This is a genomic window from Paenibacillus sp. FSL H8-0261 (genome assembly GCF_045040645.1).
GTDB lineage: Bacteria > Bacillota > Bacilli > Paenibacillales > Paenibacillaceae > Paenibacillus_AQ.
Genome location: NZ_CP150297.1, coordinates 2,706,459 through 2,725,436 on the forward strand (window position 1 = coordinate 2,706,459; position 18,978 = coordinate 2,725,436).

At 38.5% G+C, this 18,978-nt stretch carries 29 protein-coding genes; 21 read left to right on the forward strand and 8 right to left on the reverse strand.

Annotated features, from left to right (window positions below; all coding sequences use genetic code 11):
* The first annotated feature begins 85 nt into the window (after window positions 1-85).
* The 5 genes from MHI27_RS11770 (at window position 86) to MHI27_RS11790 (ending at window position 3,538) form a co-directional block, all read left to right on the forward strand.
* Window positions 86-1,045: a phage replisome organizer N-terminal domain-containing protein gene (locus MHI27_RS11770; protein ID WP_405176311.1), complete on the forward strand. Its 960-nt coding sequence runs from the start codon at window positions 86-88 to the stop codon at window positions 1,043-1,045.
* A gap of 9 nt (window positions 1,046-1,054) precedes the next feature.
* Entirely contained in the window at window positions 1,055-1,990 is a 936-nt protein-coding gene (locus MHI27_RS11775; protein WP_405176725.1) for an ATP-binding protein, read from the forward strand.
* A 5-nt stretch (window positions 1,991-1,995) separates the two neighbouring features.
* The gene (dnaN, locus tag MHI27_RS11780; RefSeq protein WP_405176312.1) at window positions 1,996-3,123 is read left to right on the forward strand and encodes a DNA polymerase III subunit beta; all 1,128 of its coding nucleotides are present in this window, start codon (window positions 1,996-1,998) and stop codon (window positions 3,121-3,123) included.
* Between the two features lie 90 nt (window positions 3,124-3,213).
* Window positions 3,214-3,399: a hypothetical protein gene (locus MHI27_RS11785; protein ID WP_405176313.1), complete on the forward strand. Its 186-nt coding sequence runs from the start codon at window positions 3,214-3,216 to the stop codon at window positions 3,397-3,399.
* Window positions 3,392-3,538, forward strand: a complete 147-nt coding sequence (locus MHI27_RS11790) for a hypothetical protein (protein WP_405176314.1) — start codon at window positions 3,392-3,394, stop codon at window positions 3,536-3,538. Before MHI27_RS11785 ends, MHI27_RS11790 begins: the two co-directional genes overlap by 8 nt.
* A 43-nt stretch (window positions 3,539-3,581) precedes the next feature.
* Here MHI27_RS11790 and MHI27_RS11795 read toward each other — a convergent pair whose 3' ends face one another.
* Window positions 3,582-3,788, reverse strand: a complete 207-nt coding sequence (locus MHI27_RS11795) for a helix-turn-helix domain-containing protein (RefSeq protein ID WP_405176315.1) — start codon at window positions 3,786-3,788, stop codon at window positions 3,582-3,584.
* A 203-nt stretch (window positions 3,789-3,991) separates the two neighbouring features.
* On the opposite strand from MHI27_RS11795, the gene MHI27_RS11800 reads away from it, so the two are divergent.
* The 4 genes from MHI27_RS11800 (at window position 3,992) to MHI27_RS11815 (ending at window position 6,705) form a co-directional block, all read left to right on the forward strand.
* Window positions 3,992-4,162, forward strand: coding sequence for a hypothetical protein (locus MHI27_RS11800; RefSeq protein ID WP_405176316.1), 171 nt, complete (start codon window positions 3,992-3,994; stop codon window positions 4,160-4,162).
* A gap of 63 nt (window positions 4,163-4,225) precedes the next feature.
* Entirely contained in the window at window positions 4,226-4,900 is a 675-nt protein-coding gene (locus MHI27_RS11805; protein ID WP_405176317.1) for an HNH endonuclease, read from the forward strand.
* A 324-nt stretch (window positions 4,901-5,224) separates the two neighbouring features.
* Window positions 5,225-5,491, forward strand: a complete 267-nt coding sequence (locus MHI27_RS11810; RefSeq protein ID WP_405176318.1) for a hypothetical protein — start codon at window positions 5,225-5,227, stop codon at window positions 5,489-5,491.
* Between the two features lie 38 nt (window positions 5,492-5,529).
* Window positions 5,530-6,705, forward strand: coding sequence for a hypothetical protein (locus MHI27_RS11815; protein ID WP_405176319.1), 1,176 nt, complete (start codon window positions 5,530-5,532; stop codon window positions 6,703-6,705).
* A gap of 36 nt (window positions 6,706-6,741) precedes the next feature.
* Here the strand turns inward: MHI27_RS11815 and MHI27_RS11820 are convergent, their stop codons facing one another.
* Window positions 6,742-6,906, reverse strand: coding sequence for a hypothetical protein (locus tag MHI27_RS11820; protein WP_405176320.1), 165 nt, complete (start codon window positions 6,904-6,906; stop codon window positions 6,742-6,744).
* A gap of 53 nt (window positions 6,907-6,959) precedes the next feature.
* On the opposite strand from MHI27_RS11820, the gene MHI27_RS11825 reads away from it, so the two are divergent.
* Window positions 6,960-7,097: a hypothetical protein gene (locus MHI27_RS11825; RefSeq protein WP_405176321.1), complete on the forward strand. Its 138-nt coding sequence runs from the start codon at window positions 6,960-6,962 to the stop codon at window positions 7,095-7,097.
* A 119-nt stretch (window positions 7,098-7,216) separates the two neighbouring features.
* Window positions 7,217-7,951, forward strand: a complete 735-nt coding sequence (locus tag MHI27_RS11830) for a DNA-methyltransferase (protein WP_405176322.1) — start codon at window positions 7,217-7,219, stop codon at window positions 7,949-7,951.
* A gap of 708 nt (window positions 7,952-8,659) precedes the next feature.
* Here MHI27_RS11830 and MHI27_RS11835 read toward each other — a convergent pair.
* Window positions 8,660-9,046 (reverse strand): hypothetical protein, encoded by a 387-nt coding sequence (locus tag MHI27_RS11835; RefSeq protein WP_405176323.1) that lies wholly within the window; start codon window positions 9,044-9,046, stop codon window positions 8,660-8,662.
* Between the two features lie 153 nt (window positions 9,047-9,199).
* On the reverse strand, window positions 9,200-9,685 hold the full coding sequence (locus tag MHI27_RS11840; RefSeq protein WP_405176324.1) for a hypothetical protein: 486 nt from the start codon (window positions 9,683-9,685) through the stop codon (window positions 9,200-9,202).
* Between the two features lie 450 nt (window positions 9,686-10,135).
* Here MHI27_RS11840 and MHI27_RS11845 point away from each other — a divergent pair, with 450 nt between their 5' ends.
* Genes MHI27_RS11845 through MHI27_RS11855 form a run of 3 tightly spaced genes read left to right on the forward strand, consistent with a single transcriptional unit; the run spans window position 10,136 to window position 11,229 of the window.
* Entirely contained in the window at window positions 10,136-10,408 is a 273-nt protein-coding gene (locus MHI27_RS11845) for a hypothetical protein (RefSeq protein WP_405176325.1), read from the forward strand.
* A complete protein-coding gene (locus MHI27_RS11850) occupies window positions 10,395-10,547 on the forward strand; it encodes a hypothetical protein (protein WP_405176326.1) in 153 nt (50 codons plus the stop codon). The genes MHI27_RS11845 and MHI27_RS11850 overlap by 14 nt, the downstream gene beginning before the upstream one ends.
* A 25-nt stretch (window positions 10,548-10,572) precedes the next feature.
* The gene (locus tag MHI27_RS11855; protein ID WP_405176327.1) at window positions 10,573-11,229 is read left to right on the forward strand and encodes a hypothetical protein; all 657 of its coding nucleotides are present in this window, start codon (window positions 10,573-10,575) and stop codon (window positions 11,227-11,229) included.
* 220 nt (window positions 11,230-11,449) lie between these two features.
* Here MHI27_RS11855 and MHI27_RS11860 read toward each other — a convergent pair whose 3' ends face one another.
* Window positions 11,450-11,677, reverse strand: a complete 228-nt coding sequence (locus tag MHI27_RS11860) for a hypothetical protein (RefSeq protein WP_405176328.1) — start codon at window positions 11,675-11,677, stop codon at window positions 11,450-11,452.
* A 262-nt stretch (window positions 11,678-11,939) separates the two neighbouring features.
* On the opposite strand from MHI27_RS11860, the gene MHI27_RS11865 reads away from it, so the two are divergent.
* A complete protein-coding gene (locus tag MHI27_RS11865; protein WP_405176329.1) occupies window positions 11,940-12,416 on the forward strand; it encodes a hypothetical protein in 477 nt (158 codons plus the stop codon).
* Between the two features lie 808 nt (window positions 12,417-13,224).
* On the opposite strand, the gene MHI27_RS11870 is transcribed toward MHI27_RS11865, so the two are convergent.
* On the reverse strand, window positions 13,225-13,485 hold the full coding sequence (locus MHI27_RS11870) for a hypothetical protein (protein ID WP_405176330.1): 261 nt from the start codon (window positions 13,483-13,485) through the stop codon (window positions 13,225-13,227).
* 123 nt (window positions 13,486-13,608) lie between these two features.
* On the opposite strand from MHI27_RS11870, the gene MHI27_RS11875 reads away from it, so the two are divergent.
* The 4 genes from MHI27_RS11875 (at window position 13,609) to MHI27_RS11890 (ending at window position 16,967) form a co-directional block, all read left to right on the forward strand.
* Window positions 13,609-14,490, forward strand: a complete 882-nt coding sequence (locus tag MHI27_RS11875; protein ID WP_405176331.1) for a hypothetical protein — start codon at window positions 13,609-13,611, stop codon at window positions 14,488-14,490.
* Window positions 14,491-14,674: 184 nt separating this feature from the next.
* The gene (locus MHI27_RS11880) at window positions 14,675-15,226 is read left to right on the forward strand and encodes a tyrosine-type recombinase/integrase (protein WP_405176332.1); all 552 of its coding nucleotides are present in this window, start codon (window positions 14,675-14,677) and stop codon (window positions 15,224-15,226) included.
* Between the two features lie 262 nt (window positions 15,227-15,488).
* A complete protein-coding gene (gene terS / locus MHI27_RS11885; RefSeq protein ID WP_405176333.1) occupies window positions 15,489-16,226 on the forward strand; it encodes a phage terminase small subunit in 738 nt (245 codons plus the stop codon).
* A gap of 156 nt (window positions 16,227-16,382) precedes the next feature.
* The gene (locus tag MHI27_RS11890) at window positions 16,383-16,967 is read left to right on the forward strand and encodes a hypothetical protein (protein WP_405176334.1); all 585 of its coding nucleotides are present in this window, start codon (window positions 16,383-16,385) and stop codon (window positions 16,965-16,967) included.
* 57 nt (window positions 16,968-17,024) lie between these two features.
* Here the strand turns inward: MHI27_RS11890 and MHI27_RS11895 are convergent, their stop codons facing one another.
* Together MHI27_RS11895 and MHI27_RS11900 are read right to left on the reverse strand one after the other, a co-directional pair.
* Window positions 17,025-17,099, reverse strand: coding sequence for a hypothetical protein (locus tag MHI27_RS11895; RefSeq protein ID WP_405176726.1), 75 nt, complete (start codon window positions 17,097-17,099; stop codon window positions 17,025-17,027).
* A gap of 4 nt (window positions 17,100-17,103) precedes the next feature.
* On the reverse strand, window positions 17,104-17,226 hold the full coding sequence (locus tag MHI27_RS11900) for a DUF2188 domain-containing protein (RefSeq protein ID WP_405176335.1): 123 nt from the start codon (window positions 17,224-17,226) through the stop codon (window positions 17,104-17,106).
* A 104-nt stretch (window positions 17,227-17,330) separates the two neighbouring features.
* On the opposite strand from MHI27_RS11900, the gene MHI27_RS11905 reads away from it, so the two are divergent.
* Both MHI27_RS11905 and MHI27_RS11910 read left to right on the forward strand, forming a co-directional pair.
* Window positions 17,331-18,071 (forward strand): restriction endonuclease, encoded by a 741-nt coding sequence (locus tag MHI27_RS11905; protein ID WP_405176336.1) that lies wholly within the window; start codon window positions 17,331-17,333, stop codon window positions 18,069-18,071.
* On the forward strand, window positions 18,068-18,787 hold the full coding sequence (locus MHI27_RS11910) for a DUF4145 domain-containing protein (protein WP_405176337.1): 720 nt from the start codon (window positions 18,068-18,070) through the stop codon (window positions 18,785-18,787). Before MHI27_RS11905 ends, MHI27_RS11910 begins: the two co-directional genes overlap by 4 nt.
* Window positions 18,788-18,978: the final 191 nt, after the last annotated feature.

An 18,978-nucleotide genomic window follows, 5' to 3' on the forward strand; every position in this document is an offset into this window, starting at 1 on the left:
TTATGAACTCAATTTATCATAAGCGATCTTTGATAGTCAATCATAATCGTAGCCACTAAGTCCTAGAAAGGGAGTTTGTACGGAAATGGCTGAAATAAAATGGATCAAATTAAGTGTCAATATGTTTGATGATGAGAAAATCAAGCTCATCGAAACGATGCCAGAAGCAGATACGATCATAGTCATATGGGTAAAGCTGCTGGCTCTGGCTGGCAGATCCAATATGGGGGGCTACATCATGTTGACTGAGACCATTCCTTATACAGAGGACATGCTCATGTCAATTATGAATCGTCCCTTGTCAACAATAAGAATGGCTCTGGCGACATTTCAAAGATTCGGAATGTTTGAGCTTTCAGAGGACGGCGCTTTCTTCTTAACCAATTGGGAAAAGCATCAGAATGTTGACGGAATGGACAAGGTAAGGATACAGACTAATGCTAGAGTCAAGAAACACAGGGAAAGCAAAAAAGGATTGATTTTACCTGAGACTGAGAAACGTTTCAGTAACGTTACAGTAACGGAATGTAACGCAACAGATATAGAAGTAGATTTAGAACTAGATAAAGATAACTGCTGCTTTACGGGTTCTGATGAATCAAAGCCAATTCAAACAGAACAAGATGCCGATCTTGCCGGGGATGCCGTCTCCCACCGGACAGATGAAGAATTGGATTACCGCAAACAGATTTCAAGCCTTTACCTTTCTCGAAGGGGTAAAGGCCTAGAAATAACAATGAAGGATGAAGTGGTCATTGACGATCTTCTTGCTAACAAGGTGCCGATCCGAATAGTGCTTGAAGGAATCAACAAGTCATTTGATCGATTCAAACCTAAACATAGTAAGCAAGAAATAAAGACCCTTAGCTATTGCAGTGGAATGATCTATGATCTGCACGCTGCTGAAACTAGTAAGGAGAACGAGGGCGCGGCGATCTCAGATGAAAACGAAGACAAGATTACCTTATCGCAAGAAAACATCCCTTCCGAGGAAGAGGTGCAAGAAATGCTGGAACTGATGAGGTCTAAACGTGGAGGTGCCTGATTGAAAGGTATGGGGGAAGAGATTAAGAGGCTTCTACCGGATAGATTTTTGGAAAGAAAGGCCGCGTTGGTGGATCATTTAGGCAAACATCCTGAATTCCTGAGGTTGCAAAACCAATATCCTGAATTTGTGGACTTGAATAGGGACATAAGCAGCCTAGGAAATCACATATCTTGTTTTGATCATTGTCAGTCTTGCCCGGGGCTGAACGGATGTTTGAATGAATTCCCTGGACATAGCAGTCATGAAGAAGCGAGTGAGAAACAGAAGTCATTAGTATTCAGACTTCGGAAATGTTCCAAACTGTTAGCAAATGAGAAACGTATCGCTAATCAAAGCAGAATTAAGAGCCATAATATCCCGGCGCATATTGTTGAATCGACATTCGAGGATCTTGAGAGAGACCAAAGTCGAAGAGTTGCAATCGCAGAGTGCATTAACTTCTGTTTAGGATTTGAAAAAGGAATCACCTACAAAGGTCTATACTTACACGGTTCCTTGGGTGTGGGTAAAAGTAGGGTGGCTGGTGCGATTGCAAATGAATTAGCTGGAATGGGTGTTGATGTGCTCATGGTGTACGTTCCAGATTATCTTGGAGAGGTTAAGGACTCTATCGCGACAAACGATGTACAAGCCAAAGTAGACGCTTTAAAATCGGTGGATGTTTTGATCTTGGATGATATAGGAGCTGAGACTTTATCATCTTGGACAAGGGATGAAATAATGGGTCCTATATTGCAAAGTCGAATGGAGACTAAGAGCACAATCTACACTTCAAACCTTAGTATGAAGGAATTATTCAATCACTTTGTAAATGTAAGAGATTCGAAAGGCGTAAATGATCTTAAACAGCGTGTGGATAAGGCTATGCGCATCATGGACCGCATTGAACCATTTGTAAAGGTATTGCATGTTGGCGGAAGAAACCGCCGCAGGGAGGTTTAGAACTTATGAAAATAGTTGTAGATAGCTCGTTACTTGCTGAGGCTCTATCTGATGCAGAGAAGGCAGTATCAGGTAAGCCAGTAATGGAAATATTGTCAGGTTTGCTGGTCCAAACCACGGATGATGGAGTGAGCGTTAGTGGAGCAAGCGAAAGAGCCACCATCCAATCTTATATCCCTGATGAACAGGTTAAAATCGTTCGTGCTGGATCGGTTGTACTTCCTAAAATAGCCCTTGAACTTATCAGGAAAATGAACGGGGAGATTGAACTTGATGTCGGTAGATATTTTGAAATAACGATTGTCAATAAAAGCGAGGAGATTGAAATCACTGGTTTTGATCCCGATGAATTTCCTCAGCCCCCAGATGTGGATTGGGGAGAAACAACAGTCTTATCAGGAAAAGATTTGAAAGAATTCATTAAGAAAACTGTCTTCTCTGTAGCTACTGAGGCGAAAGTTCCTGAAATAACTGGTGTGAACATAACGCTATTAGAAAATCAAATTAAATTGATGGCTACAGATAGAAATAGAGTTGCTTCAATACAACGACCAATGGCAGTGAAAGACTACGGCAGCGCGATAGTAGAAGCTCGTGGCCTTATAGAATTGGAAAAGATCATATTCGATAAAGATGAGGTTCAGTTCGGTTTTTCTAAATTGCAGTCAGGAGAAGTGTTCGTTGTTTTCATAAAGACAGATAGGTTCACATTTTATTCTCGGGTACTTGAAGGTCGGTATCCTGATGTAGAAAGAATGCTTTCAAAAGTAGTGGGATTATCATCTGTAAGGGTGAACAAAAAAGAGTTCTCCAAGTCACTCGATCTCATATATACACTAGCAAAAGAGGAAAAGATGAATCAAGTTAGATTGGCAGCATCAAAGACAGAGTTGACTATCAAGGGCAACGGAAAAGGGATGGGGAAAGCAAAAGGAGACGTACAACCATTAACCTTTGAGGGAGAACCTTTCACGGTATCCTTAAACGCAAAGTACATTATCGATCTGTTAAAGGCGATTGACTCAGATGTCATCTCAATTGAGTATACAGGCAAGATGACGTCGGTTATTTTTCGGGGAGATGATTCAGAAGGCAGTAGGTTTATCGTTCAGCCTTACCGTACTCAGACATAAGGAAAACTAATTAGGTGGTAATAACGGTGCCACATATTAACGTTTAAACCAATTAAACATATAGAAAAACTAATTGAAAGGTTGATTGAAATGAGTGAAAACGTCATTTTGAATGGTCAGGACATTGAAAGGTATCTAGATGAAAACGACAAAAGTGAGTTGTCGCGTATCATCTGGAAAATGGAACAACTGAAGGCTACTGAAAACGATCCTAATCAACTGAGGTTGGATATCATAGATGATCAACTGGTGTTCCCAGGAGGTTATCATGAGTGAAAAACTTGATCCTGGAGTTGTAGAAACGATAGATGGAGAGTACGGCGTATATAAAAGGTATTTCCTTGATAGAGATGAGCTTCAAAAATATCGAGAATTACCATCAGACACATATTGGGATCATCACGGACAGATATGAAGCTAACAAAGGTAACAAAACATGAAAAAGGAGCATAGAGGATTTATTCCTCGTGCTCCACTATAAATAATTCTTCAATAGTAACACCTAAAGCTTTAGCGATAGAAAATAAATGATTTGCTTCATGTCGAGAATTTTTATCAAACCGACTAATCGTTCCTTGTGGTACACCAGATTTATCTGATAAATCCATTTGAGTAAGTCCCATATCTTTTAATAATGGAGTTAGATTGGGTTTAACTATAACCATATTATCACCTCGTGAATCGATTATACGATAACGAATATTTATTAGCAAGATCTATTGACTCGTTATGCGATATCGTATATTATTTAGTTACAAAGTTAATATACTAAATGCGATAACGTATATTTAATGTGAAGATTGGACATCGTTTCATTTTGAAGAAGAGTAAGGAAAATTTTCCTCAGCGATGAAAGGAGCCATCATTAATGAATAAGAATCTCGATCTATCGAAATTAGATGAACAACCACAAGAAATCAGAGAGGCAATAGCTTTCTATGCTGCTCACACAGTATTACCAATATATTTCTCAGCAGCTGAACGAGAACAGCATTATAGAACACTTGAACAAGCTGGTTATTTAGAGCAAATTACATAATATCCGCAGCGTTATCGTATTAGCCAAGAACTAAAATCGAGACATAGGAGGTGAGAATGAGCAATGGCGCATCAGACATTTTGGAAACCTGAAAAGAAAATTAAAGAAAAGAAATCCTATAGCAGTTTACATCAGCAAAAGACAAAAGATAAGAAGGAAGTTCCAGAATGGAAGAAGGGTATCCTTGCTCATCACCAAAAAGGCAAAAGTTCAAAAGACCGTGGAGAGTTTAACGACGATATACTTGCTGAAATCATTGCCGAATCAAGTGGGATTTGTCCTATATGTAAGAGTGCTCATTCAGATACTACGCATCACGTTATGCCGAGAGGTCGGAAAGGGCGTGGCGTAAAGACTAACGGATTAAGATTGTGTTGGCCTTGCCACGACGCCGTTCAAACTAACGAAGAGGCCTTACAATACTGGATATCTGTTTTTCGAGACAAATACGGAGATTACTTCTGGTTCGACGAAAAGGATTGGGAAGAGTTCAACCATAAACGGAATATCCAGCAGCAGAAAGAGCGTGAGAAGCAAGAACGACAAAATCAATTCAAGCCGGTTGTTGATTTACTAACTGCTGCCGCTGGAAGAAATCTCAAATCAAATGAATTGCGTCTGCTACAGTCCTTTGAAGATAGCGATATGGCAGTATTCGCAAGTATGATGGCAGATGCGTTAGGAAGACCTGTGGAACTTGCACCTGTCTACAGTTACGGCGAACGATTTGAAGATTAGGAGTGTGTAGAATGGCTAAGGTTCGAGACGCTGCTTATCGGCAGAATCTGACCAATATAAGAGAAATGGCACCGATATTCGAATCACACGAGCTACAACTTTTCAGGAAGCTAGAAGAGGTAGACTATCTTATTGCTTGCATCTCTAGTGAAGCCACAACTTGTTGTGTGAGTTCAGATTACTGCCGTGAATACATTCGAATGCACGTTACTGACATGGTTGATCAAATAGCCGAGAAACGCGAAAAGGAATGGAGGTCTAAGTCGAGAAAAGCGAAGCGACGGACATATTGATTCATATAACAACGAATAAAGGGTGGTTAAAATGACAGAAACAGAACAGCGCAGACACTTCCAGCGAATCAAATCCTTGAGTACCAATAAATTTTGGAAGTACATGAATGTACTTCATACAAGGGCGTATACCAAAGCCGAAAACCATTATCAAGAGGCTATGGATATTGTATTAACACCAAAGCAAAAAGCAGCAGTAGTTTCTAAGGCTAATGAGATTCGAGAGTTATGGGATGGAATGCCATCGATCACGTTGGATGCTACCGAGGATGCAGAAATGCGGGAATTGGGAGTTTAAATCAAATTCGGGCATAGGCCATTGGGAGAGAGCGAGAAATGATCAATAAAGAAATGTATTTCGAAGACAATCTTGCTTCGCAGGGAACAAGTTTTTATCTAAGAGATGAATCAGATAATGCCTGGGCTGTTATGGTCCTTATATTTGAAAAGATGAGAAAACGAGGATGGTTCATTCAGACAGATCAGCGTATTTTAAGAGATTACGCTTGTTTGGCAAAAGACCACTTTGAGGGGCAGAAGGGCAATCTTAAGTTTAAGGCCGAAAAATACCGCATGGGATTTAAAATTGAATTTTTCCAAGAAATAAACACTGTCAATAAAAGCGGCGGATACTATGATTTCGATAAATTAAAGCTCATGCCATACTTGCTTCGCTTGTCATTTCTAACTGAATTAAAACACATTAAAGAAACGTGCAAGGCAGATGGGTATACGGATCAATCCAAGCCGGTTACAGTCAGGGCTTTTGATAAAGTGATGGACCATATTAAAAGCTCTTGTCATTACAAAGAAGGAAAAGAATTACCGGAGTACGAGGTACCAAGCTACAACAGCAAAGATAAAAACGGAAAGCGCATCCGGAATGGAGAAGTTAAGTATTTCAGAGATCGTAAAGGGTGTTTGCAGCGCGGCATTGTTTACCACAATATCAACAACATGTGGTGGGTCATACTGCATGAATATAACTACAGAAATATTGCGAATTTTGAGTTTTTTGATTTAGACAGTGAGGAAAATCGGAAGCGAAAACTGATTAAGAAATCTGGTTATCACAAACCAGCAGCGCGCATTAAATTCAGCGAAACTGTGGCAACCCAGATTAGCAAGGAATGCAAGGGTATTGGCAAAGAAGGACGCTTAGTGAAAGCAAATGAGATGCTGGCGAAGCTTTATAAATTTGATTGGACTTCAAGACTTTTCGCTTTTGAATTAAAAGCCAACGGTCGGTTGTCCCTAATGGAAATCGAAAGCAAGGCATGGGGGAACCACAAGGTACATGAGAGCCCCAAAAAGCTTAGTCTATATGGAAGAACATTACCAATGTCTGGCACAGAAAGCTATTGGGTGAAGGCTCTCAGGGAATATGTTGTTTATGGCAAAAGGACGATTACTGAATGGTTTTGTAAGGATAGCAACGGGCAGGGACCAGACGCACATTACTGGCCAGAAGTACGAAAAATAGCTTGGGAGATCGGGGTGTTAGCATCTTAGGGGTTAAATTACCCGGCAGTATTTATGTAAAGTTAGTTATTTAGAAGGTGGTTTTTTATTTCCTGATTGATACATGGAAACGCCAAAAACAATTCCTAAGCCAATACCTATTGCAATGTTGTGGACAAACAATCCAAAGGCAAGACCAAAGCATAAGCAAATATATAAACTAATCGCCAATGAGGGTTTCTTCTTATTCATTAAATCACCTCGATGTAATTTCCTAAATTATACCATAGGGAGGCATAACCAGTATGAGCCAAGAAAAGCGAAAACCTTGTACACGTTGCGGGTTCGACGATGAATTTATAGCGGATTATTTGGAGGATGGTACAGAGCATGTATTTTGCGGGAACTGTGGTACTCCTATTGAGGAAGGGGCGGAGTCATGACACAGGTAAAGGATAAGACAAACATTTGCCCCCGAGAGAGGGCAGAGGCGGCAAATATCACGCTTAGTAGTGTTAAAGAGTAGTCGACGCAAATGGCGTATTAGAAGGGAGGTAGCGAAGTGAAGAATCAAATCATTCATGGCGACTGTCTGGAGGTCATGCCTAGCTTACCTGATAAGAGTTTCGACATGATCCTGTGTGATTTGCCTTACGGTACCACAGAGAACCTTTGGGATTCGATAATTCCTCTGGACCGGCTATGGCAGCAGTACGAACGATTGATTAAGGATGGCGGCGCGATTGTTCTTACAGCTCAGACACCATTTGATAAGGTGTTAGGAGCCAGCAACTTGCGGCTTCTCCGGTATGAGTGGATATGGATCAAAAGCAACGGTACCGGATTTCTAAACGTCAACAGAATGCCGTTGAAGGCCCATGAAAACATTCTCGTCTTTTACAAGAATCTGCCGATTTATAACGCTCAGAAAATGCAGGGGCATAAGCCGGTTAATCAATACAAGAAGCATTCCAGTGATGGTAGCAATTACGGTAAGACAATCATTGGTGCCGAAGGCGGCGGGCAGACAGATCGGTATCCGGTCGATGTTCCCTACTTCCCGCGCGACAATGAACGGTATCACCCAACACAAAAACCAGTAGCACTATTTGAATACTTAATCCACACTTATACAAATGAAAGTGACATGATCCTAGATAATTGTATCGGAAGTGGAACAAGAGCCGTAGCTGCAGCATCGCTGCATCGGAATTTTGTGGGGATCGAGAAGGAATCGGAGTATGTAGGTATTGCTAAAGAAAGGCTCAAGTGTGTTCAGACTCAATTGATAGTCTAACAGACCATCATGGACAGTACGAAGATGTAATGAAAGTAAGACGCATACAGCACAGGAAGGTGATGATAGCAAATGGCAGTTAAGCAAGTATATTTATCAGAAGAGCAATTACGATATTTGATTGCAATAACCGAAGCTTCTAAAAAAATAAAGTATTAACCCAGAGTTGTTGATTTGGCACGGTTATCAGTTTGAAAAATCGTCAGGTTTTGAGTATTAAGTATTAGATTGAGACATCAAGTGAGTGCTCAAGGGGAAACGAACCGATCAAATAAATTTATTGACTGAGGAGTATTGAGCGGTTGTTTGCAGTGGTGACCGGTTAACGATTGCAGCGGTCGGCATATTAGCATCTGGAGAGAAGCAGGAGCGCAAGCCGAAGCATTGAGCAGCTACTGGCGCAGTACCGAACCATCTGGCACGGCGCGTCCAGAGTGAACCAAGAGCGCGTGGAAACTGCCGGCAGTCGTGCGTCGTGATCGGCTACCGATTGCTGTGCCGAGTCTATTACTTAATTTTCTCATTTGTAGCGAGAAAATTGAATAATAGATCCCCTACAGCCTACTTTTGTTCCTCGATGTTTTCGAATTGTCGTACTGTTCGAATTTATATAATAAGTTCTAGCTAACTGTAGAAATGTAAACAGCGACATCTGAGGACAAAAAAATAATGTCCTATACTGTCGCTGTTTCAATGCTAACGTCTTCGTTAATTTTGAATTTCACACTTTGTTGGATTATTTATATCTTCACAGTTTAAGACTTGGGTAAAGATATGCCCTTTATATTGATTGGCTTTCTGATACTCGTAAACATAGTCGGTACAAGTGTCTTCACTAAGATTATTCCAACAATAACACTTATCACCTTTCGTTGTGATTGCACAAGTACCAATAGGTCCAAGCAACATGTTTTGAGGTGGATTTTTCATCATCACGTTTTTGTTGTGGGAAACAACTGGTATGTTGCCACCACCACTTGTTCCATTTAAGTATGAAGAGGTCGCTGTTGCAGGATTTCTAAGGATTTTTGAGATTATCACCAACAAGATGAATAACACTAAAACACCACCATTATTTAGATGCGATACGCCCATTACAAAACCTCCTGGTGTATTTTTAAATACTCTATAAAATATGTTAAATGGTCAAATGTGTATGGGCATTACACTATGCGTAATAACCATTGCTTCATTTATTTCTTCCACCCTACAGTTCATTTTTTTTATTTCCGTCAGATGAAGATGTTATCAGGATCGGGAGGGATCAGTAATACGTATTTCATAAGCATTTAACTGTATATCACGATTGCCATCACCAACTATAAGAAAAGTGGGATTGTATATAACAAGATTATTGTTAATTAGAGCTGATAGATCCATGTGACTAAACACAACATTTTTTGATTGGTACCAAGGAGAAGTTGATGGACTTATTTTATGCCATGCTGTTATTAAAATAGACATTGTAATATCTGAGGAATAATTAACCATATGAAAAATCGGTATTGAATAACTACCACCAGTATGTGTTACCCTATCATTTTTATTTAGCTGCCATATTTTCGCTCCACTTTGCAATGAATAAATGCATGTTGTGTTCTCTCTTTCTCCATGAAAACCACAATCAACGTCAATTTGATGTTTGGGAGGAATTTCGATTAGAATAGTGTGCAAAATATCTAGTTTGTTTAAATTATCAGGTCCGAATCCAGGTTGGTATTTAAATGCGTCCATATACATTCTCCTTTAATAATTTCCACACTTTTTAAATGGACTGAATAGAATTGATACATCTTTATTGTTAATGAAAGAATTTGATCAGATTGCTTACTCTTAGGCCAATTTTTACTTCAAGCTTCAATATGAGTCTTTCCTATTTCCAAAAAGTTTATCCCTGTATGCTAGCTCGCCGGATGTGTCGCTCTGTGAACTCCGTCACTAATACTTCCCAAAAGTATCCTTAAGCAAGGATGGTTGAAATTCATAGACTAAGCAATCTCCATCCAGTTGTATCGGGTACTTTGGATGCATCGGGTGCATCGTGCTAAACTGTCGACGAACTATTGATGTTGAAAAATGCTACTACTGGAATAGTGAATGGAAGCTCAATAGATGCAGCGATATTGCGGAACATGATATCACACACTACGCCTTAATAAACCTACCAGATAGAGAGGTGTCAATATGATATTGAAGTTAACAGGACTTGTTGAAATGGGAGATCCATGCAGAGTGGATAATCAAGATCAGCATGGCGCTATAACCATCGGTGGAACAGATCTAATAGGAGAAATAGATAGTGCTAGTTTTGAAAAACATGTAACTGTAGGAATAATGGACGAAAGATTCGAAGGTGAGTTATCCGTTGAAACCGGATGGGGATATTCCGAATTTACTCCTTATACTCTTCAGCCATCTTATCAACATAAGGAAGTGAATAAGTATGCCAAACGATGATATTAGTGATTTCAACTTATTCGACGAGGATTTTGAAGAATTTCAGCGCCGTGGACTCGAAGCTTACGGCATAACAGAAGATCAATTATCCGTAGTAACTCCGTATGAAATCCACTCTATACTAATCGTAAATATGTAAGATAACCGCAAGGAGGTAATGCCCAATGATTGAATTACTGCAAACCTCAGAGAACGATTTCGATTCCAAAGATGATCTCGTAGAAATATCCCGAATCTATCAAGTTCAGTTCTTTGAAAACCCAGATGAAGAGGATATTAGAAAGACAAAATGGCTGCTGAAGAATTTCAGGACATTTAAGAATCTCAAGGAAAGCTATGAGGATGCCCAAAAGAGAAAGCGATCAGATGGCTTGGACGATTTCGACTTAACAGGGATGGGCGGCGCAGTCAAACGTCTCAGCACAAATGATCTTATATCTAACATCCCGGAAAATGTAATGATTGCACGCGAGATGCGGCAAACCAACTACAAGATATACAAATTCGTAGTAGAGGCAATTATTCATGCCAGCAACAACATCGCAAACATACATGAGCATAAAATAGTACAACTTCTTTTTGTCGGAGATAAGGAAGTAAAATACAAAGATGCAGTCAAATACATGAGGAATGGCTACAGCGAAACACTCTATAGCATAGAGGCCACAACGTTCGCCGAGAAGCGCCGCAGAGTCATTGCTTCTCTTGCAAATACGCTGCTATTCAATGGAACACTCGATTACATTACCATTGATTATGGAAGAGGGCGGAATCATGAAGGCGAAATAGGTTTAAGAACGACCAACAGCCGCGATGGTTAATTCTGTCGTGGTTATTTTTTCTAATATTGTACACAGAAAAAAATTTAGACTGCCTATTAAGAACAGCGGTAGCCCTGGATTGAGAAGTATTCAATATAGGTGCTAATGATTCTAAATTAAATACATCTTGTGTAACTTAATTTCTGCATTTAGGAATCAAATGCTACCAAACATTGATTGTTCATAAACACAACAAACTGAAATGAGCTAAAGTTCAGTTTTAATCTTCTATTCCTCCAATACATGATCTAGTGATTGCGGGATCATCTCCACTGTCATGAATTGTATTCTCATTATGAGAATCAGCTTCTTGTTGGGCATTTCTTCCTGCAGTTCCTGTTGAAATATTAATAAAACAATTGCCTTCCCAATTACATTCGGGGCAATAAGCCTGAAGACCGGGATCTTGTCGTAAAAAATCTTTGGATTGATGAATATTTGGATACAATATAAATCCCCCTTTAAAAGTTTATTTTCATCTTATATAATCCCCTAACAATGAAAAATTAATAAACCAATTATTACTATTAAGTTACTCGTTTACCACTTTTGTTGGTATATTTCTCAGTAGCTGGGGCAGACGGTTCGGTTTAGCATGACACTTACTTCATGAGGTTAATACTTTATCGAGGAGGGATGAGTGGGGAGATGCATAATACTTCTTATTTGGTACATATTGAAGGTAACTAATAAAAGGATGAGGTGTTTATATGCCCTTTAATATAGAGTATCCTTCCGGCTATGGCCCGGATAGCAGTGTCTCTACACTAGATATAAAAAACTCAGTGGTAGTTGAGGTTCCAGCAAACTACCGAGCTTCTATAAGAACTGATGCTATTGGAGATGAACCTAGATGGGAACAAGCTATTTGCATCAATTCCCTCAGTACAGGCGCCAAGATTTGGCAAGAAGGAAATTATGGTCGAGAGCCACGTCAAGAGTGGAGTATTTGGAACTATTCGAATTCAGTTTATTCATACGTAATTAGTGGTTGGCATAAAACATCGCCACCCGATAATTCAAAACAATGGATACAAACTGAAATAATAGAGACTAAGTATTTTATTGATGACTTAAATCCTGATCAAAGAGAGTATGTAACTTATTTAGTATTCAATAGATACGGTGTAGAGAATATAAGACAAAATGCAGCTTTTAGCATAGAGAGAATAAAATCACAAATATGACGTGGGTTAAATGGAATAGCGAAGATAGTGTGTTGGGACGCCTCGCGCCATAGTAGCTAAATGATAAATAGACCCTTAATTAAGGGCCTACCTGAAGAGCAACACGCACCTTTATATTGCTTCCTTGAATCTATAATATTGCTAGGAGTAAAATTTGACCTACACCGTCCGGTTAGGCTGGTTCAGTTTCGAGCATTCTGGATAACGTTGTAAGCTGAACAAGTCCACTTATTTCATAGGTGGGACTTGCTTTAATCCAGGATGATCTTAGCACGTATTAATATGTTCTACGCAAAATATTTACTTGGGCCTGCTACGGTAATTACTTTGGATAAACCCGTAGCGTAACTGTATTCTACACCAAATATAATAAAGATACAGAAGCGAATGCTTCTAGAAATATTCCATATCTGGTTGCGGTAACTGTGACGGGCATATCACACCGCAGCTCATACCCACTCACCTCCTGGGCAACCGTGATCTCAGCGGCTAAAGATATGGATCGAGAACGTGAACCGGATACGTAAATAAATAACCGGGTCGAACTACTAAATGGAGACAGTGCACAGAGGGGAATACCCCGAAGTATTAAAGGTGCACATTGTTGCCCAAGCCGGGGCATGGCGGATTAGCGGTAGCCGCTTAATATAAATTACCGCCTAATATTAAATATCATACCGAAGCGCTTACGGATAAATAAGCGTATCAAAAAACAGTCGATGGCCTTCCGCGGAGGCACATACTAAGGGAACACTCCTATCGGGAGTGTTCCCTTAGTATCATCGACTGTTTTTACAATATATACAAATTATAAGGAGCTTTCTAACACAAAGGCATCAACAAAAAAAGTTAATTTATCGGATTCTACAAATCTTACTTCTTCACCATTCGGTAAGAAGACTGTGAATTCGGAGACTTGTTCACTAATTACATTTCTACCAATGGTATAATGAACTTGTTTAATTGGGAATTGATATAAATTGTTCCCTTGATGATCAAAAACCCAAAAACGTCCATCACCAATTCCATATTTTTTATTTCCATGATTAATAGTTTCTTTAATCCCCAATAGATACACCTCCGTAAATTATAGAAATCACAATCACAATCTATTATATAGGTGAAGATACTTAATATATACATATTCATTAATAGATATTAAAATTAAGAAAAAAAAAGTGAGGGTACGTCTGTGTGGAAGCAACTAAGGGTTTTAGTTATCGTTTTATTAATTGCGCTCATTACGTTTATTTATTTTTATTTTAAACCAGACCAACCAGATATAATAAAAACCTTAATATCGACATTATTGGGGGGACTTATTACTGTTCTAGTAGCATTCAATGTAAATTCATATACATCTAAACAAAAATCAGTTCTGGAGAGAAAGAAAAATATATATATTCCTATTAATAAAGAATTTAACAATATACTATCAGATTGTAAGAAAGATTCTTATTGGAGATCATTAAATAGAAGATTTGAAATGCCTATTACGGATGAAATTTTAAACACGCCATACGAATTTTTACCAACAAAATTAAGTATGAAACTAAATAGAATTAAGGAGTCAATCGATTTACTAAAAACTATTGATCATTATTCGATTGCTAAAGACATCATTTTATTAAATTTTGAAGAATTTCTTAGGGGAAGTTACGGAGAGCAAGATTTCAAAGTTTTCAAACGCATAAACGAGTATGATGTCGAGGAGGTGGAGTACACATACCCTAAACCATATACGTATATGGAGGGATATCTTTCAAAAATTGAAAATATTGATAAATTAATGATAGAAGAATATGAAAATGTGGAGTTATACAATTCAATATTAAAAGATTATCGAACACCCCTTTTGTTTAGCCTGTCAGAAATTTATCAGGATAGATATATAGACATTGGAGAGTATATCTTTGAATTTAATCCATTGACTGATGATGTTTTTAAGAATGATAGTATAAACTTCAAGAGAGGTCTCTATGAGGAGATAACTGATGAAATAAATGATGTCATAGTCTTGTTAAAGGAAATATTTATTTCAATTCATAAAAACTATGAAAAAGACAAGTATTGATATAATGAATCTTATATTTTATAAAAAACAACTTCTTGGCTAGCACTATAACACGTAGTAAAACCAGACTTATATCATGTTACGTTTTACATATAACAAATATATCTTTACCCAAGAGCGCCCGATGAGGCGCTTTTTTTATGCTCAGGAAACTTTTCCTTAACACTAAATTGGAGGTGATGAAATGAAGTTCGTACAACCAATACGAGATCCTAAAAAACTGGATGCCATGAAAAAATATTTATACTTCAAGAACATTCGTGACTTCATCATGTTTTTTATTGGAATCAACACAGGCTTTCGTATTTCAGATATACTTCCCCTTACGGTGCGCGATGTTAAGGGGACACACATAACAATCATTGAGAAAAAGACCAAAAAGGAAAAGAGTGTATTGATTAGAAAATCACTTCGTAAAGCTCTTGATGCCTATATCGAAGACAAAGCAGATTTCGAATATTTGTTTCCAAGCAGAAAACGTAAAAGAGGTAAACCACAGCCTATTTCACCAAACATGGCCTACAAAATAATAAGAGGTGCAGCCAAAGAACTTGATCTTGAAGAAATCGGTACCCACTCTATGAGAAAGACATTCGGATATAGATTGTACCTCGAAACGAAAGACATAGCGTTACTAATGGATCACTTTAACCACTCGGAAGAAAAGATAACTTTGAGGTATGTCGGACTACTCCAAGACACCTTAGACGATGCTTTAGAGGACTTTGAGCTCTAATGAATTCACTATAATAGGGCAATGATGAATTCAATTTGGGGAATAAAGAACAAAACAAATCACATCAAGGGAAATCCGCACTTTACGAATGACATACAATATATACTGTAGTGAATTCAATTACCAATTATTAGTAGAATACAGCAACCTAACCAAGCCTCGAAGATTTCGAAGGCTTATTTTCATTAGTAACGTTTGACCAATTTAGACCTTTCAAAAGTGAATCCAACTCAAATACGTAGTTATACCGAGGTGAAGAAAGTTGACAAGAGATAAAAGCCCGAATCGAGAAAAGGCACTAAAGATATGGTTGAAGAGTGGTAGAACGAAAAATATGACTGAAATCGCAGGTGAACTCAGTCTCAATCCTTCATTGGTTCAGAGGTGGAGAAGAGAAGAAAAGTGGGACGAGATACCAGCATCAGGCAGACCCCGTGGAGCAAAGAAGGGAAACAAAAACGCTAAGGGAAACAAAGGTGGAAAAGGTGGCCCTGAAGGAAATCAGAAGGCGCTCAAGCACGGTTTTTTTAGTAAGTTCATGCCTCAGGACCCCGAATTTATGGAGATACGTGAGATTGTAGAAACAATGAGCCCAGCAGATATGATCTGGGAGAACGTTCTTAGTCTGTATCAACGACTTATCTGGGGTAGGCGTATCACTTTTGTTAAAGACAAGAAAGATGTTACGAAAGTTTTAACAAAGAATAAGCCTGGCATGTTCGGGGATGAAAAAGAGTGGGAGTATCAGCACGCCTGGGATAAATACAACAGCGCCATAAAAGCAGAGGCTACCGTTATGAAGGAACTCAGATCAGCAATAAAGCAATTTATTGAGATTGCACATGAAAAAGATGAGCGCCGTTTGAAGTTAGATAAAATGAAGATCGAGATTGAGAAAACAAAACTTGAAATTGAAAGGATTAAAAACGGCGGCGGTGATTCTGATGACGATCTTATAGATGAGTGGGTAACAGCAGTTACAGATGATGGACAGACTTAAGAAACGAAAGGGGAGGCAATCCAATTGTGCTGTCTTGATGAACTTACTAGTAGGTCCTGCAATTCGATTTATTTATTCTTCCTAAGTTACCGATATTTGGAGTAAGGAGGGATTACCATAGAAAAACAATTTAGATATGATACTGCTAGTCGAAGCTTGCGTTCAGATTACGGAGCAACAGGATTTTTATGGATTTTTGGAAGCATTTCATTAAACACTTCAACTCGGGTCAGAAAAAAAGTTGTGCAGGAACACTCCTTAGATGAAATCTTGACGTTAAAATCTGGAATAGAAGCTCAAGTAGAGTTCGGAAAACAAATAAATCTAATTATTGCTATCACCACTTTTATACTGTCTACTATATTAGCTCCGTTAACGTTTTACTTGCAACAATCAATAAAAACAGTCGATTGGAAACATGAATTAAGAACAATGGTCGCAAGGGAAGATCTTAATAATGCTGCAAATGCTCAAGAAAAATACAATATCCTTTTAGCGCTTGTACAGCAAATAGATAAAGATAGTGAAGATTACAATATTGCTTTAAGAGAATTGCAAGATCAGCAAAACTATATGCTTGCAGGTATCATCATTCCTTTTCTTTTCCTGTTCTTGATCTTTCTAATGAGATATAAATGGCTTTCAAGTTTAAGCGCCTGCATTAGAGACGCGTATGATGAAAAGGAGAAACTAGCCTCTCGCATAAAAATAAGGAACGATGAGATACGAAGAAAACGATAACCCCTACTAGGCCACTTTGCAATAAAGCCGCTAAACATTATTAGCAGCTCTATTTCTTTATCCTTTGGGGGGATATGGATCTTTACCATGGGTATCTTTACTTTGGATCTTTCCATCTTTACCGTGAACGATTAGTTCAGAGCCCTAATTCTTGGCAATGGTCCTGGCTTTTAGTGTGAGTTATTTTAGTAGCCTTGCTATTCCCTTCACCTTTTGTAGCCCAGCCGTCACCGTTTGGAACTACATGCTGAAAAGTCATTTGTTCTTATTCTTTCTTAGGTTCAAAGTTCGACATCACAAGAGGGTAATTCTTCCTTTATGGCGAATATTGGATTATACGAATGACTTTCGGAGGGGTTTCAGATGGCAAGAAGGAAGAGTAAAGCGAAGCAGGAAGAAGAATTTATTCAAGGTGTCATGAGTCTAGCGGCATTAGGATCGCTTGGGTTAACTTATTTGTTAACAAAATCTTTTAAAGCTTCAATCATTGTGTGTGTTCTCGTTGTTGCTGTTGTAATTGCTTTCTTAATTTCTAGGAAGATGAAGCATAATGAACGCCTGAAGAAATCTGGAATCGCTGATATCGATAAAATGGATGGTATTCAGTTCGAACAGTATCTAGGTCATCTTTTCCGAGGTCAGGGTTATAAGACAGAAGTAACGAAAGCTGCCGGTGATTATGGTGCGGATCTGATCCTTCGAAAAGAAGATAAAAAGATCGTTGTTCAAGCCAAACGTTACAGCAAGAATGTGGGAATCAAGGCGGTACAGGAGGCACAGGCATCCATTGCACATTACGGTGCTGTTGAAGCATGGGTCGTATCAAATAATGATTATACAACAGCTGCTTATGAACTGGCGAAGTCTAATCGGGTGAAGCTTATTAATCGTAATGCATTGATTGAAATGATTCTTGCGATGAATCCAGGTGCAGCACCAACGCCTAAGACTGTTATCTCAGAAGTACCAGTGGATGAAATGACTTGCCCGAAATGTGGCCACAATCTCGTTCTTCGTAACAGTGCTAGAGGTCAGTTCTATGGTTGCAGTAGTTTTCCAAAATGCCGACATACCAAGTCTATTAAAGTAGAAGGGGCGAGTTGATCATCATTAGTGAAGAAGAAATCTACCATGTTCTAGTCTGTTACCATTGTGCCAATAAAACACAAATGAGGCAAATAGCACATTTCGATCGATTCGAGAGTGAAAGTTTTAATGGGAATCAATATTCTATAACGTTTTATACGGAGTGGGACGTATATCTCTGTCCCGTTTGTGATAACGTAACACTTCTGAAGACTACAAAAAACACTGAAGAGCGTGATGATCAAAATTACGATTTAGTTCCGACAGAAACAATTCTCTACCCAAACGTTTCACTGGATGAAAGTGGAATTCCCCTAAATGTCAAAAATTCATTTGAAGCAGCCTTACGAATTAAAAATGTTGAGGGGACACTATGTGCTATCGGCATTCGCCGAACTCTTGAAATGATGTGCAAGGATAAAGGAGCGTCTGGGAAAACCCTTTATCTTAAATTGAAGGACTTATCTGATAAAGGGGTACTACCTCCAATATTAACCGAAATGACCTCTGTTTTAAGAGATCTAGGAAATGCGGCTGCTCATGGTGATGAGAGGGAATTCTCCGAAGAATTAATAGAATCGATGATAAAATTTACAAATGTAATCCTAGATTATGTTTATAACTTACCAGATAAACTATCAGAAATTCAGAAACAGCTTAGTAGAACTGTAAATTTAAGTGTTTCATTTGAAGGTGCTACAGCACTTGATACTTCTGGTGAAGAGAAAATCTAAGGTGTTTTTTACAGTGAGATTTCCGTCTGATTAACATGGTCAGGGGACTTAAGTGTTATAATTATTTTGAATCTTGTGTATTGATAATGCATTTGAACATAACTTCATATATAAAATATGAGAAGCGCTTTTAAAATATTTCTATTAATTATCTATTTGATAAAGTTGTTAGAACAAATATACAAAAGTAA

Coding starts and splice junctions, on each gene's coding strand:
- MHI27_RS11770 (WP_405176311.1), top strand. CDS start 86: ATGGCTGAAATAAAATGGATCAAATTAAGTGTCAATATGTTTGATGAT.
- MHI27_RS11775 (WP_405176725.1), top strand. CDS start 1,055: ATGGGGGAAGAGATTAAGAGGCTTCTACCGGATAGATTTTTGGAAAGA.
- dnaN (WP_405176312.1), top strand. CDS start 1,996: ATGAAAATAGTTGTAGATAGCTCGTTACTTGCTGAGGCTCTATCTGAT.
- MHI27_RS11785 (WP_405176313.1), top strand. CDS start 3,214: ATGAGTGAAAACGTCATTTTGAATGGTCAGGACATTGAAAGGTATCTA.
- MHI27_RS11790 (WP_405176314.1), top strand. CDS start 3,392: ATGAGTGAAAAACTTGATCCTGGAGTTGTAGAAACGATAGATGGAGAG.
- MHI27_RS11795 (WP_405176315.1), bottom strand. CDS start 3,788: ATGGTTATAGTTAAACCCAATCTAACTCCATTATTAAAAGATATGGGA.
- MHI27_RS11800 (WP_405176316.1), top strand. CDS start 3,992: ATGAATAAGAATCTCGATCTATCGAAATTAGATGAACAACCACAAGAA.
- MHI27_RS11805 (WP_405176317.1), top strand. CDS start 4,226: ATGGCGCATCAGACATTTTGGAAACCTGAAAAGAAAATTAAAGAAAAG.
- MHI27_RS11810 (WP_405176318.1), top strand. CDS start 5,225: ATGACAGAAACAGAACAGCGCAGACACTTCCAGCGAATCAAATCCTTG.
- MHI27_RS11815 (WP_405176319.1), top strand. CDS start 5,530: ATGATCAATAAAGAAATGTATTTCGAAGACAATCTTGCTTCGCAGGGA.
- MHI27_RS11820 (WP_405176320.1), bottom strand. CDS start 6,906: ATGAATAAGAAGAAACCCTCATTGGCGATTAGTTTATATATTTGCTTA.
- MHI27_RS11825 (WP_405176321.1), top strand. CDS start 6,960: ATGAGCCAAGAAAAGCGAAAACCTTGTACACGTTGCGGGTTCGACGAT.
- MHI27_RS11835 (WP_405176323.1), bottom strand. CDS start 9,046: ATGGGCGTATCGCATCTAAATAATGGTGGTGTTTTAGTGTTATTCATC.
- MHI27_RS11840 (WP_405176324.1), bottom strand. CDS start 9,685: ATGGACGCATTTAAATACCAACCTGGATTCGGACCTGATAATTTAAAC.
- MHI27_RS11845 (WP_405176325.1), top strand. CDS start 10,136: ATGATATTGAAGTTAACAGGACTTGTTGAAATGGGAGATCCATGCAGA.
- MHI27_RS11850 (WP_405176326.1), top strand. CDS start 10,395: ATGCCAAACGATGATATTAGTGATTTCAACTTATTCGACGAGGATTTT.
- MHI27_RS11855 (WP_405176327.1), top strand. CDS start 10,573: ATGATTGAATTACTGCAAACCTCAGAGAACGATTTCGATTCCAAAGAT.
- MHI27_RS11865 (WP_405176329.1), top strand. CDS start 11,940: ATGCCCTTTAATATAGAGTATCCTTCCGGCTATGGCCCGGATAGCAGT.
- MHI27_RS11880 (WP_405176332.1), top strand. CDS start 14,675: ATGAAGTTCGTACAACCAATACGAGATCCTAAAAAACTGGATGCCATG.
- MHI27_RS11900 (WP_405176335.1), bottom strand. CDS start 17,226: ATGACTTTTCAGCATGTAGTTCCAAACGGTGACGGCTGGGCTACAAAA.
- MHI27_RS11905 (WP_405176336.1), top strand. CDS start 17,331: ATGGCAAGAAGGAAGAGTAAAGCGAAGCAGGAAGAAGAATTTATTCAA.